Source organism: Enterococcus sp. LJL51, assembly GCF_054871795.1.
Genome location: NZ_JBTXLW010000004.1, coordinates 151,850 through 168,847 on the forward strand (window position 1 = coordinate 151,850; position 16,998 = coordinate 168,847).

A 16,998-nucleotide genomic window follows, 5' to 3' on the forward strand; every position below is an offset into this window, starting at 1 on the left:
AAATCATTCATCCTCTCGATACTCCAAGATATCTGCCGGCTGACAATCCAGTGCCCGACATAAGGCTTCCAGCGTGCTAAAACGTATTGCTTTAGCCTTATTATTTTTCAAAATCGAAAGATTAGCTGGTGTTAAATTAATTTTCTCTGCCAGTTCACCGGCACTCATCTTTCGTTTTGCCATCATTACATCAATATTTACAATTATCGGCATTATATTGTAAAATCGTTCTCTTCCTTAATTAAAAGTGCCTGGCAGAACACATTTTTAATTATTCTTACAATAACGCCAACAAAAGCAGCTAGCCCGGCTACAAAAAACCAAGGATAGTAATAGCTTCCTGAAACCAGCAGGAACAAGGCTTCTAAAAAGCACAGCCAGCTAATTCCTCTCAACAGCTTAATATTTTTTTCAGTAAAGGTTTGATTGTTATCAATGTTTTGAATCAGTTGGTACAGCAAAAACAGGATAGCTAAACCTGTTGCCAGACATATCTCCAACGTGAGTATGAAAAACATTCGGTTATCTCTTGAGATGGCATAGTCCGGAATAACAATATCAATAAATACAGATATGAAAACCATAGCCAAAAGAATCAAAAGCCCCAAAATATAGATACACCACGCAGATAGCCGGATTGATTGCTTATCAGTCCAATGCATGCATTATTCCCTCCCTCAGGTACATTTATCATAAGTGACATTTTACTGTTGGTCAATAGATTTTTATTGATAATCGATAAAAATCTATTGTTTTTCAATTACAAAAAAAGATAAAACCCTGTCAAACTGCGGTTTCGTACTAACAAGAATAATTCTTAAAATTTATTAAAGTCCGAAACATATACAAATCCCGCAAAAGATTTTGAAAATGGCAGCAATACCTAAATCTTTTACGGGATTTATATTTTTAGAACAAACTGATATCATCACACTCAACATTCGTATATCTCATGCCTGTTATATCGACTAAGTGAGCATGCTTTAGCATCTCTAGCTTATCCAAGCTTTCCCAGTCCAGCTTAGACCAGTCCCAACTCCCCACATCTGGAATCATGCAGCTTCCTGCTGCAGAAGCACTCAACCGAAACAAGCACTCTTCCTCCTGCCAAAGAGACAAAACAAACGGCATCTCAAAATCCATAATTAGCTTCGTTCCTTCTACGCCCCATGACTTCACCTCAAAACTATCTGTATGGAAAACCTCAGAGCGATTGACTGCCGCCGCTTTTTTCTGATCGACATACTCAAGAGTTTTCAACAGCGGCTTCACACGCTCCAACTCCTCTGCATGCAGCGACACAATCTCCCACAACAATGTCTCTGACAACAGCTCAATCAACATTTTTCTTTCCATTCTTGTCCCTCCATATAACTTTCAAACATTCTATTCCAATAAACACTAGTTCTAACTTTTTTTTATCTGCCGGAAAATACTTTTTTCGCTCCAGTAGATTTCTCGGTATCTTTTGGGAAAGGGCCATTCCTTTTTAGCTCTTTTTCGTATATCGCTGTCCAGCTTTTCCTGTCCGCCCGGCTTCATGTCATAGCGCTCATGTCTGCGTCGCCAAGGCAGCCAATCAAGAAAACCGGAATCATAGTTGAAGGACTCTGTATCCGCAATCTCTTTTCCAGAGCGGCCTTTCAAGTCATAGCTGCTCACCGAGCTATCAATCAGCTGATGCCTAATTCCTGTTACCGCGCCAGCCTGTTCAATAAATACAGGCAAGCCATCTTGGGTTCGAAGCTGGTTCCATTGAGAAATAAATTCACCTGTTTCAACATGAATAATAAATTCAGATAACCCATTAGCAGTTTTCACTTTAGCATTAGCCTGCTTCGCTACTTGGTTTTTCTTATACTTTTTTGAAACAGCTGCCACTTGACTTCGACTCATTCGATTATGAAAACGGGCCGTATCTCTGTAGATAAGTTTTTGTCTCTCTAATCGTGCATAGCTCAGCAGCTTATCATAATCCGTTTCTCCTGTATAATTCGCTCGAATATAAAATAAATTCTGCCGGTCAATATAATGTCGAAGCTGATGAACCATCTGAATTTCCCTTTTACTAGTTCCTTCATCTGCATCTACAAGCAGCCCGGAGGGATACCCTCTCTTGACACACGCAGCCAGCTCCTCTAAAAATTGACTGTGGGGCGCTATACTCAATGAAATCCTATGGGTTCCATACAGTTGCAGCTGATTATGTTCATCCATCCTACTGCCTAGCTGTCGCAGCAGCAGCCGAACTTTTTCCCGATTGCCCTTTTGACTTCCGTAAAATAGCCGGGAATAACCAACTGTCCCTATTTGCCTAGCTTCCAGCTCCAGCTGTTGAATAAGTGTTTCGGCTTCTTCGGGTACTTCTTCGACCTTTTTCTTCAACCAGAAAATACAGGCCCGCAATGCCGGCTCGTCCCAACCATCCTGCTCGATTATTTTTCTTTCTAGTTCAACTAATCTGAAAAGATAGCTGGCGTAGGCTGCTTCAGTCATTTTTATCGGCTTGTACAGCTGATATCGTTCTTCAACCTGCCGACACATTGTATCTAAATCGATAACCGCCACCTTCTCTCCGCAGCTTCAATAGCATCTATATTTATTCTACAACAGGCTCCTGTAGGCTTTTTTTCAAGCCTTATTTAGCCGCACACTACTTTAAAAATTATATCATTTCAGGTAGTCTGTTTCTAGGAACTGGTGTAAAGAAAAAAATCCGAAGTCAACAACACCATCGGATTTCCTCTTTCCCCCGTCGTGCGTTACGCTTCCCGGTGGATTTTTCTTAATAATTCAATATCAATTTTTTTCATTTCATACATAGCCATCGTTGTCTGATAGGCTTTTTCAAAATCAGCAGCATCAAAAAGCTGATTCATATCTTCTGTTACTGTTTGCCAAGCAACACCAAATTTATCCTGCATCCAGCCACAGGGATACTCAGCACCATCTAGAGCAATACGCTGCCACAATCGATCAATTTCCTTCTGATTTTCACAATAAACAAAGAAGGAATTCGCCATTGAAAAGCCAAAGTTATGGGAAACTTCACTATCCATACTATAAAAATGCTGATCATATAGTTGAAATTCCGCTATCTGAATATTGCCATTACTATCCGGCACCCTGGACAAAACTTCCCCCTGACCAAAAGCATCGAACCAATAGGTCATTGCTTCATCCGCTCTTCCATACAGTTCATTAGCAAACAAAAGTGCTGGCGTGATGGTCTGTTTGCCTTTCGCTAGTTTTAATTGCCATGAAAAACCATACCGGTCATTAGTCCAGCCAAAAAGACCAATTCCGGGAAGCTCTGACAGCTCCATTAAAACGTCTCCTTCAGCACTTAACTGCGCCCACAGCTTACGAAGTCCAGCCTCCGTTGCTACCGTCACAACATATGAGACTGCTGGTGTGGGAGTAAAATCAGGTCCGCCATTTAGTAAAAAGAATTCATGACCACCTAGCTCTAAAGTAATTGTCAAAATATCTCCTTTGCTTCCGTGAAGATCATCTACAAAATAGCTGATATTTGTCTGACGGGCATCTTCAAAAACCGATAAATAAAAGTCCGCTGTTTCCTGAGGTTTTTCTTTCAGCCATAAGCAGCTGCCAAATTTATGGGTCATCATGAATCACTCCTTCTTTTCTTTTGATTGTATTAGACATCTCTTGCTGCATACTCCAGTCAAAGCTTGTGCAAGGAAAAATCATATGGATTCACTGAAAATCTTTCACCTTCCCCTAATCGAAAGATGATTTGGGTACAAGGATTCTTACCTTCGTTAAAGATTAGCTAGCCGTTTGAAGACAACCATTCTTCCCGAAGTGCAGACAAACATAATCGGACTCCCCACACACTTCTTATCGTCTGAATCTATTTTCATGCCAAGTGTACCATCTTCTCTATTCTCAACATAATCATCTGTTTCACCGAAAAAATCCAGCTACAGCTCGCCAGCTAAAGGATGATTGCGGCACACCTGTTCCGTTACCCATTCTTCTTTTTATTATCCTTTAATATCCCGCTGACGATAGCCAACAAGACCAACAGCTGTCAACACTGCTGCTGCTCCACAAATTATCAGCAAAGGGAACCAATCCATAGAATCAACTGGTATTCTTGGAATATAGCTAAATACAGAGATACGGTTAACCCACTCAGGAATATTCAGCATATTGCCAAGATAATCAACAAAAAATGAAAAGACCAGATATGCCCAAATCAAGCTGCTCCATTTTGGCAGAAAACCGATTAAACACACACCCATTCCAAGAACAAACCAGATAGCAGGCAGATAAGCAAAACCGGATTGAAGCATCACATTTAAAGCAATTGGTGTCGTCATTACACTACTGGAGGCTATATACAAACCTGTGATTGCTGCTCCCATCATGACTACTGAAGCAACGACAGCTATGATTAAATACCCGCCAAACAGCTGATACCTAGTTATTGCTTTTGAAAATAGCTGCTCTAAACGACCTTTCTTTTCCTCTGAATAAATCTTCAACCCCACACTTAATACAGGAATAGAACTCAAAATAGCAAGAATGACCATTAATACCGTCATAAACTGTTCAGTTAACGAGTAGCTGCTGTTCTTCGGCAGCAGCATAACCAGCATTTCATTTGATTGGAAGAAGCTATCTAAATCACCGAAAAATGAACCATAACTTGCCCCAGCAATCAAAAGAGCAACACCCCAGCTGATTAGTGTGGTCTTCATCAAGCTTAGACTGAAGCCTATCCTGCTTTTCAAAAATCTGCCAGCATGTTTTCGACCAGCTCTTTGAGGAATAAAGCCTGCTTCTAAATCTCGAATACTGTTAAGATAAGCAGCTAAGCCAAATACCAAGAGTGCAAAGACGATACTTAAGACGATCGGAAGCCAGTTATTGTTCACGTAAACCTCAGTCTTATAAACCCAAGCCAAAGGCGACAGCCAGGACAGCTGTTTATTGCTCAAATCTGTAAAACCCCGATAGAGATAAGCGGCACCTAAAATACCTAAGGAAAAACCAACTGTTCCCCGATTGGTTTCTGCCAGCTGAGCAAATACCGCTGTTACAGCAGAGAACACCAAACCCGCACCGGCCAACGCAGCGCCATATAAAATAGAAGCACTCATCGGCAGGGTCTCAATGCCCAGCAGTCCTACACCAACACCATTAGTTCCTGCAATAAAAAAAGAAATAATGACCATTTCTGCAAAAACAGCTATCAAGGTTGCCAAACGTCCAACAGGAAGAGCCCGAATCATTTCCAGCCGGCCATCCTCTTCTTCACCTCTTGTGTGCCTTGCAGTTAGCAGAATCATCATAATTGCCGCTGCAATAGCCATCAGCAAGGTCATCTCATGACCAAACATAGCACCGAGAGTATAATTATCTAAGCTTTCACTTGGGCCAATCATCGCAATCATGGCCGGATTTTTCACTGTCTCAGCCATTACCTGCCGTTCCTCTTGAGTGGAAAACAGCTCTGGAAAGGCTGCCGCTACAGTGATTGATAAACCAGCCAATCCCAACAGCCAGCAGCCAATCTGCCAGCGGTCTCTGCGCAAGTTCAGCCGCAGTAATCTCAGCCAGCCTGAAAAGTAGATGCTCATCTTAACGATCCCCTTCCAGCTTGCCGTCTTTATCCTCATAATGTCTCATAAACAAATCTTCCAGCGTTGGGGGCGTACTTTCTAGTTTAACAACTAAAAAGGGAGCCAAATATGCAATCATTTCACCTAACCGCTCAGAATCGATTTGAAAACTGAATGCTGTTTCTGTTCCGGTAACCTCATGAACACCAGGCTGTTTCGACAGCTCTGGTACAGCCGTTTTAGTTTCTACCTTCAACAAAGTTCTTGTTAGATGCCTCATCTCATTTAAAGAACCCGTTTCTATAATTTTCCCTTCCCGAATTATCGTAATACGATCGCACAACCGTTCTACCTCGGAGAGAATATGGCTGGAAAGCAACACTGTTTTCCCCTGTGCCTTAACTTCCTCTACACATTCCTGAAAAATCCTTTCCATCAGCGGGTCTAAGCCAGAGGTGGGTTCATCAAGGATAAATAAGTCTGCATCACTAGAAAATGCTGCAATTAAAGCCACCTTTTGCCGGTTTCCTTTTGAGTAAGTACGGCATTTTTTGGTTGGGTCCAAATCAAATTTTCTGATTAGTTCTTCCCGTTTCTGCGGATTTGGCCGCCCCTGTAGAGACATAAATAAGTCAATAACCTCACCGCCTGTCAGATTCGGCCACAAGTTTACATCTCCTGGTACATAGGCGAGATTCTTATGAATTTCAACAGTATTTTTCCAAGAATCCTTTGAGAATACACTGGATTCACCAGAGTTCGCTTTAATAATTCCCAACAAGGTTTTAATCGTTGTAGATTTTCCTGCGCCATTTGGACCAATAAAACCAAACACTTCTCCCTGCTTCACCGTTAAACTAACAGATTTTAGCGCCTCAAAATGTCCAAACCGCTTGGTTACATTGGTCATTTCAATAACATTAGTCACGTTTACCCCTCCTGTACTCTTTCATCACTAACACTAACCATTTAATTATGAATTATAATACTATTAATAATTCATAATATACGCCGATTCACTTTTTTTAGCAACAAATTATGTATTCTAATCATTGAAATAATTCAAATAATATTCTATATTAAAATTAAGACTTATCTGGAATCTACAGCAAACGCTAAAGCTTCATGCGGTCTTGAAACAGATTATATCAATAGTAAAGGAGCTGACAGATTAGATGAACGGTTTTGAAAAAAGAAGAAAGCAAAAAGAAGAAAGCATTCTAAAAACAGCTCTCCACCTATTTCTATCTGAGGGGCTCAAAAATACATCCGTGCAGATAATATCAAAACAAGCAGGGGTTTCACCGGTTACAATTTTTAACTATTTTAATTCAAAAGAAAATCTAATAACACAAACCTGCTTTCTTTACTTAAATACTATGTATGAAGATTTTTTTCATATGGTCCATTCTGATAAAGGCTTTGAAGAAAAGATGCATTTTTTGATTTTTACCAAGAATCAGGTTTCTAAAGAAATACATCCTGAATTTTATGAAGCCCTGATGGCCGAATACAGCAAACCGAATAATCCTGCCATGAAGGATTTTTTGAAAAAAGGAACTGATTTGTATCTGCTTTTATTTGAACAGGGCAAAAGGGAAGGGATGATTAGTAAAGATTTATCTGTTCCAGCGCTAATGCTGTACATGCAGTTATTAACTACCTCGATGCAGGACCAAGGCATTTATAACAAAATCCTGCCATATACAGATGAAATCATGGATATGTTTTTATATGGGATTTATGGGAAACGATAATGCCACAACTGATTTTTGAGCCATAAGAATTAACTATGCCTTATGCTTTCATCCTCATTTATTTTGATTGTTTAATTACAATCAGTCAACATAATAAAAGCTTTAGAATTTCCCACACATGAGAGATTCTAAAGCTTTTTGATTTAACTACTCAATCATATAAATTATTGTCTATCTCTGTCGCTGCTTTTTCAAATTCCTGATGACTCGCTTGAACCTTTTTCTCTTTAGACGGAAATGTTTTGTCGAAATCCTCCATCTTTGCTTCATCCGGATACATCGACTCTGAAAAGTGAATGCTGCCGCTAATTCCTGCTAATGCTCCTTCATATAAAGGAAGAGCCATAATTCCTGTATAAAATTTACCGTCAGGCATTGATATATTGTATTTTTTACTGCCGATAAATCCATATGGCTGATAATGATACGGATAGCCGCCAAGGATAATGGCATTAAAGCCCTGTTTTTTCGCCTCGTTAATGGAATGCTCAATCAGCATACGTCCAAACCCTTGTCTATGATATTCCGGTAAAATACTAACCGGACCAAATGAGATGACTGGATATTCCGTCCCATCTTCGGCCACAACCTTCGCCCGAGTATATAAAATACTGCCGATAATTTTATCATCTAATTCAATGACAAAGGACAATTCTGGAATAAAGTCAGCATGTTTGCGAATGTTATGCGCGATATAATGTTCAAAAGCTCCTGGAACATATAAATTCCAAAATGCTTCCCGGGTTATTTCTTCCACAATTCTATAATCTTTTTCTTCTTCAAGTCTGATAGTAACAGCCATCCTTGGTCTACCTCCCAAATCTTTCATTCTTTATTTATTATAAACGGGTATTTTTTTAGTATGAGTGATACAAAAAATTCTTAGTTATTCTTGCGTGGGAAATTGCTTTAAAATAGAAAAAATCTTTTCTATATACTCATTTGGATATTTATTTATATACTCGCAGTGTCCATAACCATTAAAAATCTGAATATCTACATTTCCAGTTTTTTTAATTCTACGGATACTAAATCGTGCGGGTTCTTTACTTCCAAACAGAAAATGAAAATTTTTTTGACTAGTCTTATTCAGAACAAATAAATCATTGCTATAGCAGGCTTCTACTAATCTTTCTATAGTTGATTTTGTCATGGTACTGGTGATTTCCACCATCCTCTCACCTCTCCCGGGGAAAGAAGCTTCAAATTTTTTTGTCATATAATCTGGTTGTTTTCTACTTTTCTTCCATATCTGGAGGAAAATGACTTTAGCTATGGATTTAATCACTTTTCCAAATTTAAAAAAAGGAATACCGTCTAAAATGGTTTGTTTTACTTTAATCGTTGAATCTCTTGAAACACCTAATGCAACAAGTGCACCTAAAGACGAACCCATTATGAACTCTAATTCACAACAATTATACTTAGTTAAGTATTGTACTATTTTGTTAACTTGATCGTTAAGACTAGAAAATTCAGTATTTCCATCATGACCATCTAGCGTAGGTCTAATGACACAGTATTTCTCTTTTAATTTTTCTGCTAAATCATCGAAACAAGTTGAATCGTTTAACATGGCATGGATTAATAATACTTTAGGGGAAGAATATTGACCACTTACGACAAAATCCATTTTTTAACCTCTCTTTCAATCTTTTTTGGTTGAAGATTTCTCAAAATCTTTTTTCAACATTTCAACCGCCTTCTCCTGATAAGTATATCCCATAAGTGAGTAATATAAATCGGTATTTTTTTCATTACTATCTAAATTGTCTAAACATTTTATTGCAAAATCCTGAATATCTTTTGTTGTAACACCTATTTTATCCATCAACATCTCATTCATAAATGACAAACCCATCACTTGAATTTCTAACTCTCGTATTCTATCTTCCAAAATTTTATTCCTCCAATTTATCCTTTTTGTGAATTCTAACGATTTTGTGATTCACTCTTCTTTTCAAATTCTTTCTTAATTATATTTATTAATGCTAAACAAATAATTATAGACAAAAAGTATTCCACTAATGTTTAAACTTTGTTATATTGTAGTAAATACTACACTAAGGAGAACATTATGAGAAAGTTAGAAAAGATTATGAACGTAGTTTTAGACATGTTAGCATTTTCAACAATCTATCTTACTATACTAACTAGTGATATATTCGCTGACAAGCAACCCTTAGTTCTCTGGAATATGCTTTCTACACTTACAGCAATAATGACTTTTATTGCTTCTAATTCACTTATTATTTCTCCTGTTTTCAGAATCCATACAAAGTCATTTAAGGATCTTACTTTAGCATTCCAATGTAATATACTAATTTCTCTGTTTTTCTTTAAATTTATGCCTGAGTCGTTATTGCTTTGTTACATTATTGTACTAGCTATTGGACTCATCTCTGCTTTTTTTGTCCGAATAACTTTTGAACATAATACTCTTCCTGATGAAGACCTAATTTTTTTGAGCCTAGTTAGTATGATTGTATCGCCTTCAATTTATTTTATTTTTTTTGCTCTTCCAATCATACAGAAAATGGATTTTACTTTTATTAGAAGCGAAATTATTTCTCCGCTCATTGTTTTGGCGATTACTACAGCTATAACAAAAATATTCAACTATTTCAAAAATAAATAGTATTTATCAATATCTACCTTCTGAGAAGCCTAACTATTTTCAGCTTCAGGAATTTTTACCGTTCGCTTTTAGAAAAATTGTTTTCTACATCTATTTTTTGAACAACAACCCAACAGCCATCATATTTGAAGTCGTAAATCACGTGCAAACCAAGGACTTCATGAAAAATAACTGGTTGTTTATAAATCTCTTCTTTAATAGCAATATCATAAATAGCAATATCATAATTTTTAATCCCGCTTGTTAACTCAATGTCGAAATCGGATACATCCATTCAAATTCCCCCAGATTAGTTTACTAGCAGCGTTGACAATCACACTTCTATACTCTACTATTAATTCAAATTAACCCCGTTCTCTTCAATAAACTTTTTTGGCTATCTCAGTTTTGAGAGAACCTTTTATTTTCTTAAAAAACGTCTGTTTCTGAGAATATTCACCAAGAGTTATCCTAAATGGTCAAAATGCACTAAGAATCATCCTCTCACAAACGCTCATTTTTGAAAATCCATTATTTTGTGCTTAATATTTATTTGCGGATTTCTCTCAGATAAAAACAGACTGAATTTTTTAATACCAACAGAATAAAAGTATATAATTGTTCTTTCATACGCGGCCCGTTCTTTCAAAAACGATTAACATACTTTATAATTTTGATCGGTGCAGATAGTCACTCAAAATAGATTTTATGATATTGCTTTGATTTTTTCTCGAGAAACGATTAAGAAACTCATCTCATATTATTCATACTAAAAAAACATGAGGTTGCGACAGAAACGGTTAGCATCAAGCACCAAATAAATACTTTTCAGCATCTTAATCTAGGGCATAAACGAAATCCCAGACTTTGGACATCCTTAAAACCGAATAAATGGTATTCCAAAAGCAGCTCCCTCGAAAATAAGCCGGAATATGCGAAAATGTGTATAGCCATTTTCGCATATTCCGGCTTATTGCTTGAAGCACATATCTTTTTCCCTAACCTTCTCTGCTACAGTTCTCAAACAATGACTTAATATCGAACAAGCAATGAGCATTATATTCCTTCATTTTTATTACTCATTGTGAAAAATCATATTTTTTCTACAGCTACCCAAATTTCAACATCCCCCTCTTGGGTATAAACTTCGATATCGGGTGCACCCGCTGCGATATATCCTGTTTCATATCCGCTATTTCGTCCGCGATAGCCGGATGCTGGCATCCATTTACTAAAAATATCTACCTGTACTTGATCCATGTTTTCTCGTGAGCAAGGAAAAACGGCCCACTCAGCAGCAGGAACTGTATACTCCTCCATCCCTTCCGGAACAGGTCTAGATGTTGCGCAGGCAATAAAGTAGTCAAATACTCTGGCATCGTTTGCATCACTGTTATAGACACTTACACCTAGAAGTCCCGAAGGTATGGTATCCATTAGAGTAGCTAGCTGTATCTGCTGTTTCTGCTCCATCACTTCTCCCCAAAAAACAGGGATATCTTTCATGCCTTTTCCCCCTTCTGTAGTGGTTGTCAACTTAACTCCCACAACTCGAAAAGCGTCCATTTTTTCAATTCTGCACTCCATAGCCATTCCTTCTTTCTTTTTTATTAGATTTTTTACAATAAAGCGTATTTCTAAATGCAGTCCAGAAGAAAACTCACAGCTGCTTCAATCTTATCACTATCAACAATGGTCAAATTGTCTGCTGGTGTATGCATTACTGATTCCATAAGCATGAAGATATTTGATGCAGTAACAGCGACTGTTGGAATACCACATCCAGCAAATAACATGTGATCTCCCATCGGCCAAGGATCAATTTGCTCAACATCAGGAAAGTCACGGGCAAAGGAAGAAACAAGCTTCTCAAATTCTTCGCCGCATTCATAAAATGAATAAGAGGTTTTGCTATCCTGCATTCCCAGACCATCTACATTGAAAGCACAGATGAATTTATCTGGTTCCTGCAAATAAGTCGACATGTATGCCTTTTCACCAGGTGTAGAGTAATAATCTTCACCATTGAATAGGACAATTTCAATTTGATATGGAGTTACTATATTGGTTACACTGGAAGCCAGTACTAACAATGCTGCCACCCCGCTGGCATTGTCTAACGCACCTGGTGTATTAGGTTTTGTATCAATGTGTGCAGAAAATGAAATTTTTTGAGGTCCCTCTCCATAATGAGCAATTACATTTTTTCCATTGGATTCTTTACGCTCTGTAAAAAGTTGAAGTTTCGCAAACGTTGCTTCTCGCAAAATGTGGTCACTTTCTCCTTTTACAGCTGCACATGGAATATTGAAATCCCCATCCTGAATGATTGGCACTGCAACATCCGGTAAAAAACTCACCGTTATAATTGCTAATGGTTCCTTTTGCTCTAGCAGCCGAATAATTTCCTGATGCTTTTCGGGATTCCAGAAAGTAAAACTTTTAGGCATAAGCGGTTCTTCACACAGCTCGCCACTCATAATACAAATTTTTCTATGCAGTTCACTTGCTCGCAGACCTTCTATCGTATCCACATATACAATTTCACCTGCTACATCACAAGGTAACGAGTATTCTGCAGCTATGGTTTCTACTACCACACCATCGACCTCTAACCTTGCTCCTTCGTCTTTCCACGCTAGACAAGGAAATTCTTGTAATGTAACTTCAAACCCGATTTTCTCAAGCTCCGCTGCTGCATAGGCTACCGCTGCTTTGTTCGCCTCTGAGCCTGTCGGACGAGCACCAATATCCTCACACAGTCTCTTTAAATGCTTTTGGATCAACTTCTTTTTTACCGTCAATTTCCACACTCCTCTTTAAATATTATTTAAACTGCTTTTTAACCTCTTCAAACTTATCAAAAAGCAGATTTATTGCCATTCTCCTTGATAATTACAACAGTGGAAGCCAATATTTTCCCCAAATGAATAGCCCTAATTTCGATTGCTCTGTTACCTTTTCACCCCTCACCACCTACCATTTTTATACACCTGCTATATTTATCGACCACAACTGTCACAGTTATTTTTCGAAACCTCCTTTTTTAGAACGTTTTACTAATTCCACACGATTAGAAGGCCGTTTTTCCCTGACAACATAGAGAATCTCCGAATCGGCTTATCAGTATCAAAATGAATCATAATTTTGTCATCAATTCATCACGACTGACATTTTTGACTCGGTTATATAGGAAAATGTTCACAAATAGTAGGACAATAAAGTAGACAAGTGACCATCCTAAACTGGCATTCGTTTGGTAACTAATGACTGTAGCTGGCATGAAGAACACGAAACCTAAAAAAGTAGAGTAGTATAGACCTTTTCGGGGAGTTTTAGCTTTCAAACTTAAAATGGTCGATACTAAAACCATACTAAAGCTAGTCGCAAGCCCCACACCGATAAGCAGCACAAGCTGACTGGGCGTGTAAAATAAAAGCTGAGTCCCTTCAATCACAGAAAATAGGTTTGCCGCAATCAGATGAAGTGCTGCAGATACCAACAACATCACGATGGATACAAAGCATGGTACTATCGCTTTGCCCCAAAACAGAGCAGACACCAATACAGGAGTAGAAAGGATTGTCTCTCCAGTATTATAGGCCTTTTCTCCGCCAATCGAATAGGCAATCAAATTGGTAGGTATCCGAGGCATAATCAAAATAAGCAACAGGACAGAATAACTCAAATCATTGAGCCCATACATAAGCCACATTGTTAATTGTAATCCTGCCGGGCATAGGGTAAGTATCCCAAATTGAAATTGCAGCATTTTTAGGCTTTTCAGGTAATGTAGCTCATGGAAAAAAACGGCTTCTACTTGATTACGTATTCGAGAATCTCCCAAATGTTTGCGACCCCTACTTGAAATCGTTATCATTTCATACTTTGACTGTTTCTCAATTTCAATAATCGAAGGTCTGTCTATATGGAGGATTTTCAAAACCGAGTATAGGATGACACCTCCAGATGAACAAAAGAAGCCGATAGAAATCACTAATAGCCCCCTCGGTTGATTGATTTCATGATTCGTTAAAACTGTCAGTAAAATAACGAAAAAGAGCGAAAACACATAGCACAAAATTGTTGGCCTTCTTCCAGCTCGTTGAATTGTTTCTGCTTTTGAGCTACATAAAACGCCATAAAACGCAGCAACCAGTATCACAAATAAGAAGCCGCATAGAATGACTATCCAGCTTACAGGTGTCATTTCTTGAGACGTATCGGAAAAACTGCGAACGATAAAGATACATACTCCCATAGCTCCAGCATATACAAGCGCACAGATGACATTGTACAAGGCTTTACCAAGTAAAAATCCACTGGTAGATAGAGGAGTAGTCATAACAGATTCCAATGTTCCAGCTTCTCGTTCTCCTGCTATACTTTCAGCTGTCCATTGCTTTTGCATAGTAACACACATAAAAACTGCAAGCGTAAACTGCAACGCAAGCTCTTTGAAAAATAAAGGAAATACTCCGCCAATCCCCAGTATGCTTAGACCATAAAATATCAACAATCCCTTGTCTTTGAAAAATAGTTTTCTTTGGGTACGCATTACCGATGATAGAACTTTCATGTTTTCATACCACTTTCCTGTGCCAAATACAGCTTTTCAAGATTAAAAGTGCCATTTTTCTGATAATTCGGATCATTTTCCAGTATGTCGATGTCACCGGTAAAAATATTACGTCCATGTCGAAAGATAATGATTCGATCACATATCTTCTGAACCTCAGAAAGGTTATGGGTGGTGAGTAAAATAGTCGCTCCACTTTCCTTTGCAAGTTTTTTGAGCATCTCACGTAATTCCAAAGTAGCCTCCGGGTCCAAGCCATTAGTGGGTTCATCCAGCATTAGCAGTCGTGGACGATGAAGCATGGCACGGATAAGTGCGGTCTTCTTTTTCATCCCTGTAGAAAACCCCTTGACCGGCAAATCACGCTTGTCAGCAATTCCGAACTGCTCTAAAGCCGAATTGATACGAAGATTCGCTTCGTTGCAAGGCATACCATAAATATCTGCAAAATACATCAAATTATCATAGACTGATAAAGGCTCGTATAACCCAACCTCTTCGCTTAGAACACCACACATCGCGCGTATTTGATCACCATTCTTTCTCGGATCTAGTCCAAATACAGAGATACTCCCTTTATCCTGTCGAACCAGCCCTAACAACATCCGCAGTGTCGTCGTTTTGCCGGCGCCGTTATGTCCAAGAAATGCACATACCTGACCTTCTTGTACAGTTATATCCAACCCATTGATAGCTTTGATATTGCCAAAATTTTTCTCGACCTGGTTCATTTCAATCGATTGCATCAAACTACTCCCTTCCCCAGGTAAAAACAAGTTTTTTATTCAGTAACTGTTTCTACAATGATTTACGTTTTGAGCGGATAATTTACTTATAAGATTGCTGAGTTTAGCGGCTCTTTAGTACGTAGTAGTATAACATAGCAAAAAAAGCAATTTGCAGTAATCGACATAAACAGAGGGGATTCCTGTCATAAACATCCAGCAAAAAGCTTCCTTCATACTTTCCCGTCTCAGACCTGCAAATAAAAAAACAGTTAAGCAACACGAGCTGCTCAACTGAAAAATTTGTTTCTTTTAATAGGTTATTTTTAATTTCGATCATTGAGTACAAAACTAGAAGCTTTACTTGTCCTATAATCTCATAGGAGTGCTTCCTCTAAATGGCTTTTAAACAGATATCTTCTTTTTCCACTACAAAAATAACGTAAATTCCAAGACAAAACGTTGATCCTCAAAGCGATATTGCAAATCACCACTGTATTTTTCTACAATTCGTCGGATTATTTTCATGCCAATACCATGATTTGTATAATCCTTCTTGCGTGTGCTGAGCGTCATTGCTTGACCATCTATGCTATTTTCACACCATAGAACCACTACATTGTTTCGTTTTACCATATCAAGTCTGATATAAGATGCACTATCGCAATGATAACAAGCTTCTAGCGCATTATCTAATATATTTCCTAATAAAGCGGCAAAGTCGGTATCTTCAATTTCGATTTCCCGAGGCAAATTGATATCAAACTCACAGGTAATCCCTGCCTCCTGTGCTTTTTTGCATACGGCAGTCAAAAGCCCATTGATACCAACATGCTCTGTAAAAAAATAACCTTCATTTTCATATAACTGTTCAATCAATGTATTGATTTGTTCACCGGCTCTCTCTATTAATCCGGACTTCATATAGGCATTCATAACAATCAACTGATTCTTGATATCATGTCTGATAGCACGGATTTCATTCTGATGAGCTTCCAATTCTCGATAATGTGCATCACGAAAGCTGTCAAGCTGCCGCTGTAAAGCGTACTTCTGATTTTGCTTATAGTACAGCTCTTGTCGTATATACACCAGCAAAGCAATCACGTTGATGGCCAAAAATATCAAACCGATATAAGAAAAGATATATGAACCGAATTGCAGCAGATAACTGCAGGCTATCATACTTAAAATAGGAACAGTCAGTTCCAACGGATAGGTTCTAGTTGCAACCACCTTAAAATCAAATTTACGATACGTTATCCGAATAACAACTACAAACATAAAACACAAAACACCAGCTAATATGTTGATTAGACTAAACAGTTCACTCTCCAAAGTGATATCACCCATGTTCGTTTGGTAAATGGACAACATAAATGAACTAGCAAGTATTTCAGAAGTAAAGATTGGGATAAAGAAAAGTACTGCCAAAAAAAATTTTTTTCTCATGTTCCCATAAAACGACAGAAGAACGATCGCAATCACAATATACGTATTAGATAAGGCTAAGAGAGCGCGAATAAAGCTGTAAATAGGAAAATTCGTATTCAGAAAAATCCCGATTTGATTTCTGACTGCACCAGTCACTAAAAGAATCAAGATAATCCAGCTAAGCCGCCACTCCTTTTTCCGGACTAAAAAAATGCTGCAGTAAAAATCAAAGGTCCACATTGTAAATGCTCCAAAAGTCACTCCTTGCAAATAATCAAAAAAAACTGCCATA

At 38.1% G+C, this 16,998-nt stretch carries 18 protein-coding genes; 2 read left to right on the forward strand and 16 right to left on the reverse strand.

The genetic code is table 11. From position 1 onward, the window contains the following. Window positions 1-3: 3 nt before the first annotated feature. The 7 genes from ACYSNQ_RS06020 to ACYSNQ_RS06050 form a co-directional block, all read right to left on the reverse strand. Window positions 4-213, reverse strand: a complete 210-nt coding sequence (locus tag ACYSNQ_RS06020; protein WP_426081959.1) for a helix-turn-helix domain-containing protein — start codon at window positions 211-213, stop codon at window positions 4-6. Then, window positions 213-662, reverse strand: coding sequence for a DUF2975 domain-containing protein (locus tag ACYSNQ_RS06025; RefSeq protein WP_426081960.1), 450 nt, complete (start codon window positions 660-662; stop codon window positions 213-215). Before ACYSNQ_RS06025 ends, ACYSNQ_RS06020 begins: the two co-directional genes overlap by 1 nt. A gap of 247 nt (window positions 663-909) precedes the next feature. Then, complete coding sequence (locus ACYSNQ_RS06030) at window positions 910-1,356, reverse strand: hypothetical protein (protein WP_426081961.1); 447 nt, start codon at window positions 1,354-1,356, stop codon at window positions 910-912. Window positions 1,357-1,407: 51 nt separating this feature from the next. Next, window positions 1,408-2,568, reverse strand: a complete 1,161-nt coding sequence (locus ACYSNQ_RS06035; RefSeq protein WP_426081962.1) for a DUF3114 domain-containing protein — start codon at window positions 2,566-2,568, stop codon at window positions 1,408-1,410. A gap of 194 nt (window positions 2,569-2,762) precedes the next feature. Beyond that, window positions 2,763-3,629: a VOC family protein gene (locus ACYSNQ_RS06040; protein ID WP_426081963.1), complete on the reverse strand. Its 867-nt coding sequence runs from the start codon at window positions 3,627-3,629 to the stop codon at window positions 2,763-2,765. 381 nt (window positions 3,630-4,010) lie between these two features. Continuing rightward, a complete protein-coding gene (locus tag ACYSNQ_RS06045; RefSeq protein ID WP_426081964.1) occupies window positions 4,011-5,612 on the reverse strand; it encodes an ABC transporter permease in 1,602 nt (533 codons plus the stop codon). A 1-nt stretch (window position 5,613) separates the two neighbouring features. Then, window positions 5,614-6,522, reverse strand: coding sequence for an ABC transporter ATP-binding protein (locus tag ACYSNQ_RS06050; RefSeq protein ID WP_426081965.1), 909 nt, complete (start codon window positions 6,520-6,522; stop codon window positions 5,614-5,616). A gap of 247 nt (window positions 6,523-6,769) precedes the next feature. On the opposite strand from ACYSNQ_RS06050, the gene ACYSNQ_RS06055 reads away from it, so the two are divergent. After that, window positions 6,770-7,351: a TetR/AcrR family transcriptional regulator gene (locus ACYSNQ_RS06055; RefSeq protein WP_426081966.1), complete on the forward strand. Its 582-nt coding sequence runs from the start codon at window positions 6,770-6,772 to the stop codon at window positions 7,349-7,351. A 151-nt stretch (window positions 7,352-7,502) separates the two neighbouring features. On the opposite strand, the gene ACYSNQ_RS06060 is transcribed toward ACYSNQ_RS06055, so the two are convergent. From ACYSNQ_RS06060 to ACYSNQ_RS06070, 3 genes are all read right to left on the reverse strand, one after another. Next, a complete protein-coding gene (locus tag ACYSNQ_RS06060; protein ID WP_426081967.1) occupies window positions 7,503-8,153 on the reverse strand; it encodes a GNAT family N-acetyltransferase in 651 nt (216 codons plus the stop codon). An 84-nt stretch (window positions 8,154-8,237) separates the two neighbouring features. Next, complete coding sequence (locus ACYSNQ_RS06065) at window positions 8,238-8,984, reverse strand: alpha/beta fold hydrolase (protein ID WP_426081969.1); 747 nt, start codon at window positions 8,982-8,984, stop codon at window positions 8,238-8,240. Window positions 8,985-8,999: 15 nt separating this feature from the next. Continuing rightward, window positions 9,000-9,248, reverse strand: coding sequence for a hypothetical protein (locus ACYSNQ_RS06070; RefSeq protein WP_426081970.1), 249 nt, complete (start codon window positions 9,246-9,248; stop codon window positions 9,000-9,002). A 180-nt stretch (window positions 9,249-9,428) separates the two neighbouring features. Here ACYSNQ_RS06070 and ACYSNQ_RS06075 point away from each other — a divergent pair, with 180 nt between their 5' ends. Then, window positions 9,429-9,989, forward strand: a complete 561-nt coding sequence (locus tag ACYSNQ_RS06075; RefSeq protein ID WP_426081971.1) for a hypothetical protein — start codon at window positions 9,429-9,431, stop codon at window positions 9,987-9,989. A 55-nt stretch (window positions 9,990-10,044) separates the two neighbouring features. Here ACYSNQ_RS06075 and ACYSNQ_RS06080 read toward each other — a convergent pair whose 3' ends face one another. The 6 genes from ACYSNQ_RS06080 to ACYSNQ_RS06105 all read right to left on the reverse strand — a co-directional run bounded on the left by ACYSNQ_RS06080 (window position 10,045) and on the right by ACYSNQ_RS06105 (window position 16,997). Next, the gene (locus ACYSNQ_RS06080; RefSeq protein ID WP_426081972.1) at window positions 10,045-10,263 is read right to left on the reverse strand and encodes a hypothetical protein; all 219 of its coding nucleotides are present in this window, start codon (window positions 10,261-10,263) and stop codon (window positions 10,045-10,047) included. 797 nt (window positions 10,264-11,060) lie between these two features. Then, window positions 11,061-11,555, reverse strand: coding sequence for a GyrI-like domain-containing protein (locus ACYSNQ_RS06085; protein WP_426081973.1), 495 nt, complete (start codon window positions 11,553-11,555; stop codon window positions 11,061-11,063). A gap of 50 nt (window positions 11,556-11,605) precedes the next feature. Continuing rightward, the gene (locus ACYSNQ_RS06090; RefSeq protein WP_426081974.1) at window positions 11,606-12,772 is read right to left on the reverse strand and encodes a M28 family metallopeptidase; all 1,167 of its coding nucleotides are present in this window, start codon (window positions 12,770-12,772) and stop codon (window positions 11,606-11,608) included. A 335-nt stretch (window positions 12,773-13,107) separates the two neighbouring features. Beyond that, on the reverse strand, window positions 13,108-14,547 hold the full coding sequence (locus ACYSNQ_RS06095; protein WP_426081975.1) for an ABC transporter permease family protein: 1,440 nt from the start codon (window positions 14,545-14,547) through the stop codon (window positions 13,108-13,110). Beyond that, window positions 14,544-15,293 carry an ABC transporter ATP-binding protein gene (locus ACYSNQ_RS06100; protein WP_426081976.1) on the reverse strand — a complete coding sequence of 250 codons (750 nt, stop codon included), beginning with the start codon at window positions 15,291-15,293 and terminating at the stop codon, window positions 14,544-14,546. The genes ACYSNQ_RS06095 and ACYSNQ_RS06100 overlap by 4 nt, the downstream gene beginning before the upstream one ends. 408 nt (window positions 15,294-15,701) lie before the next feature. Then, window positions 15,702-16,997: a sensor histidine kinase gene (locus tag ACYSNQ_RS06105; RefSeq protein ID WP_426081977.1), complete on the reverse strand. Its 1,296-nt coding sequence runs from the start codon at window positions 16,995-16,997 to the stop codon at window positions 15,702-15,704. Window position 16,998 lies beyond the last annotated feature (1 nt).

What these genes read in the sequence shown, in the direction of transcription:
- ACYSNQ_RS06020 (WP_426081959.1), bottom strand. Translation starts at nt 213, where the DNA reads ATGCCGATAATTGTAAATATTGATGTAATGATGGCAAAACGAAAGATG.
- ACYSNQ_RS06025 (WP_426081960.1), bottom strand. Translation starts at nt 662, where the DNA reads ATGCATTGGACTGATAAGCAATCAATCCGGCTATCTGCGTGGTGTATC.
- ACYSNQ_RS06030 (WP_426081961.1), bottom strand. Translation starts at nt 1,356, where the DNA reads ATGGAAAGAAAAATGTTGATTGAGCTGTTGTCAGAGACATTGTTGTGG.
- ACYSNQ_RS06040 (WP_426081963.1), bottom strand. Translation starts at nt 3,629, where the DNA reads ATGACCCATAAATTTGGCAGCTGCTTATGGCTGAAAGAAAAACCTCAG.
- ACYSNQ_RS06045 (WP_426081964.1), bottom strand. Translation starts at nt 5,612, where the DNA reads ATGAGCATCTACTTTTCAGGCTGGCTGAGATTACTGCGGCTGAACTTG.
- ACYSNQ_RS06055 (WP_426081966.1), top strand. Translation starts at nt 6,770, where the DNA reads ATGAACGGTTTTGAAAAAAGAAGAAAGCAAAAAGAAGAAAGCATTCTA.
- ACYSNQ_RS06060 (WP_426081967.1), bottom strand. Translation starts at nt 8,153, where the DNA reads ATGGCTGTTACTATCAGACTTGAAGAAGAAAAAGATTATAGAATTGTG.
- ACYSNQ_RS06065 (WP_426081969.1), bottom strand. Translation starts at nt 8,984, where the DNA reads ATGGATTTTGTCGTAAGTGGTCAATATTCTTCCCCTAAAGTATTATTA.
- ACYSNQ_RS06075 (WP_426081971.1), top strand. Translation starts at nt 9,429, where the DNA reads ATGAGAAAGTTAGAAAAGATTATGAACGTAGTTTTAGACATGTTAGCA.
- ACYSNQ_RS06080 (WP_426081972.1), bottom strand. Translation starts at nt 10,263, where the DNA reads ATGGATGTATCCGATTTCGACATTGAGTTAACAAGCGGGATTAAAAAT.
- ACYSNQ_RS06085 (WP_426081973.1), bottom strand. Translation starts at nt 11,555, where the DNA reads ATGGAGTGCAGAATTGAAAAAATGGACGCTTTTCGAGTTGTGGGAGTT.
- ACYSNQ_RS06095 (WP_426081975.1), bottom strand. Translation starts at nt 14,547, where the DNA reads ATGAAAGTTCTATCATCGGTAATGCGTACCCAAAGAAAACTATTTTTC.
- ACYSNQ_RS06100 (WP_426081976.1), bottom strand. Translation starts at nt 15,293, where the DNA reads ATGCAATCGATTGAAATGAACCAGGTCGAGAAAAATTTTGGCAATATC.
- ACYSNQ_RS06105 (WP_426081977.1), bottom strand. Translation starts at nt 16,997, where the DNA reads ATGGCAGTTTTTTTTGATTATTTGCAAGGAGTGACTTTTGGAGCATTT.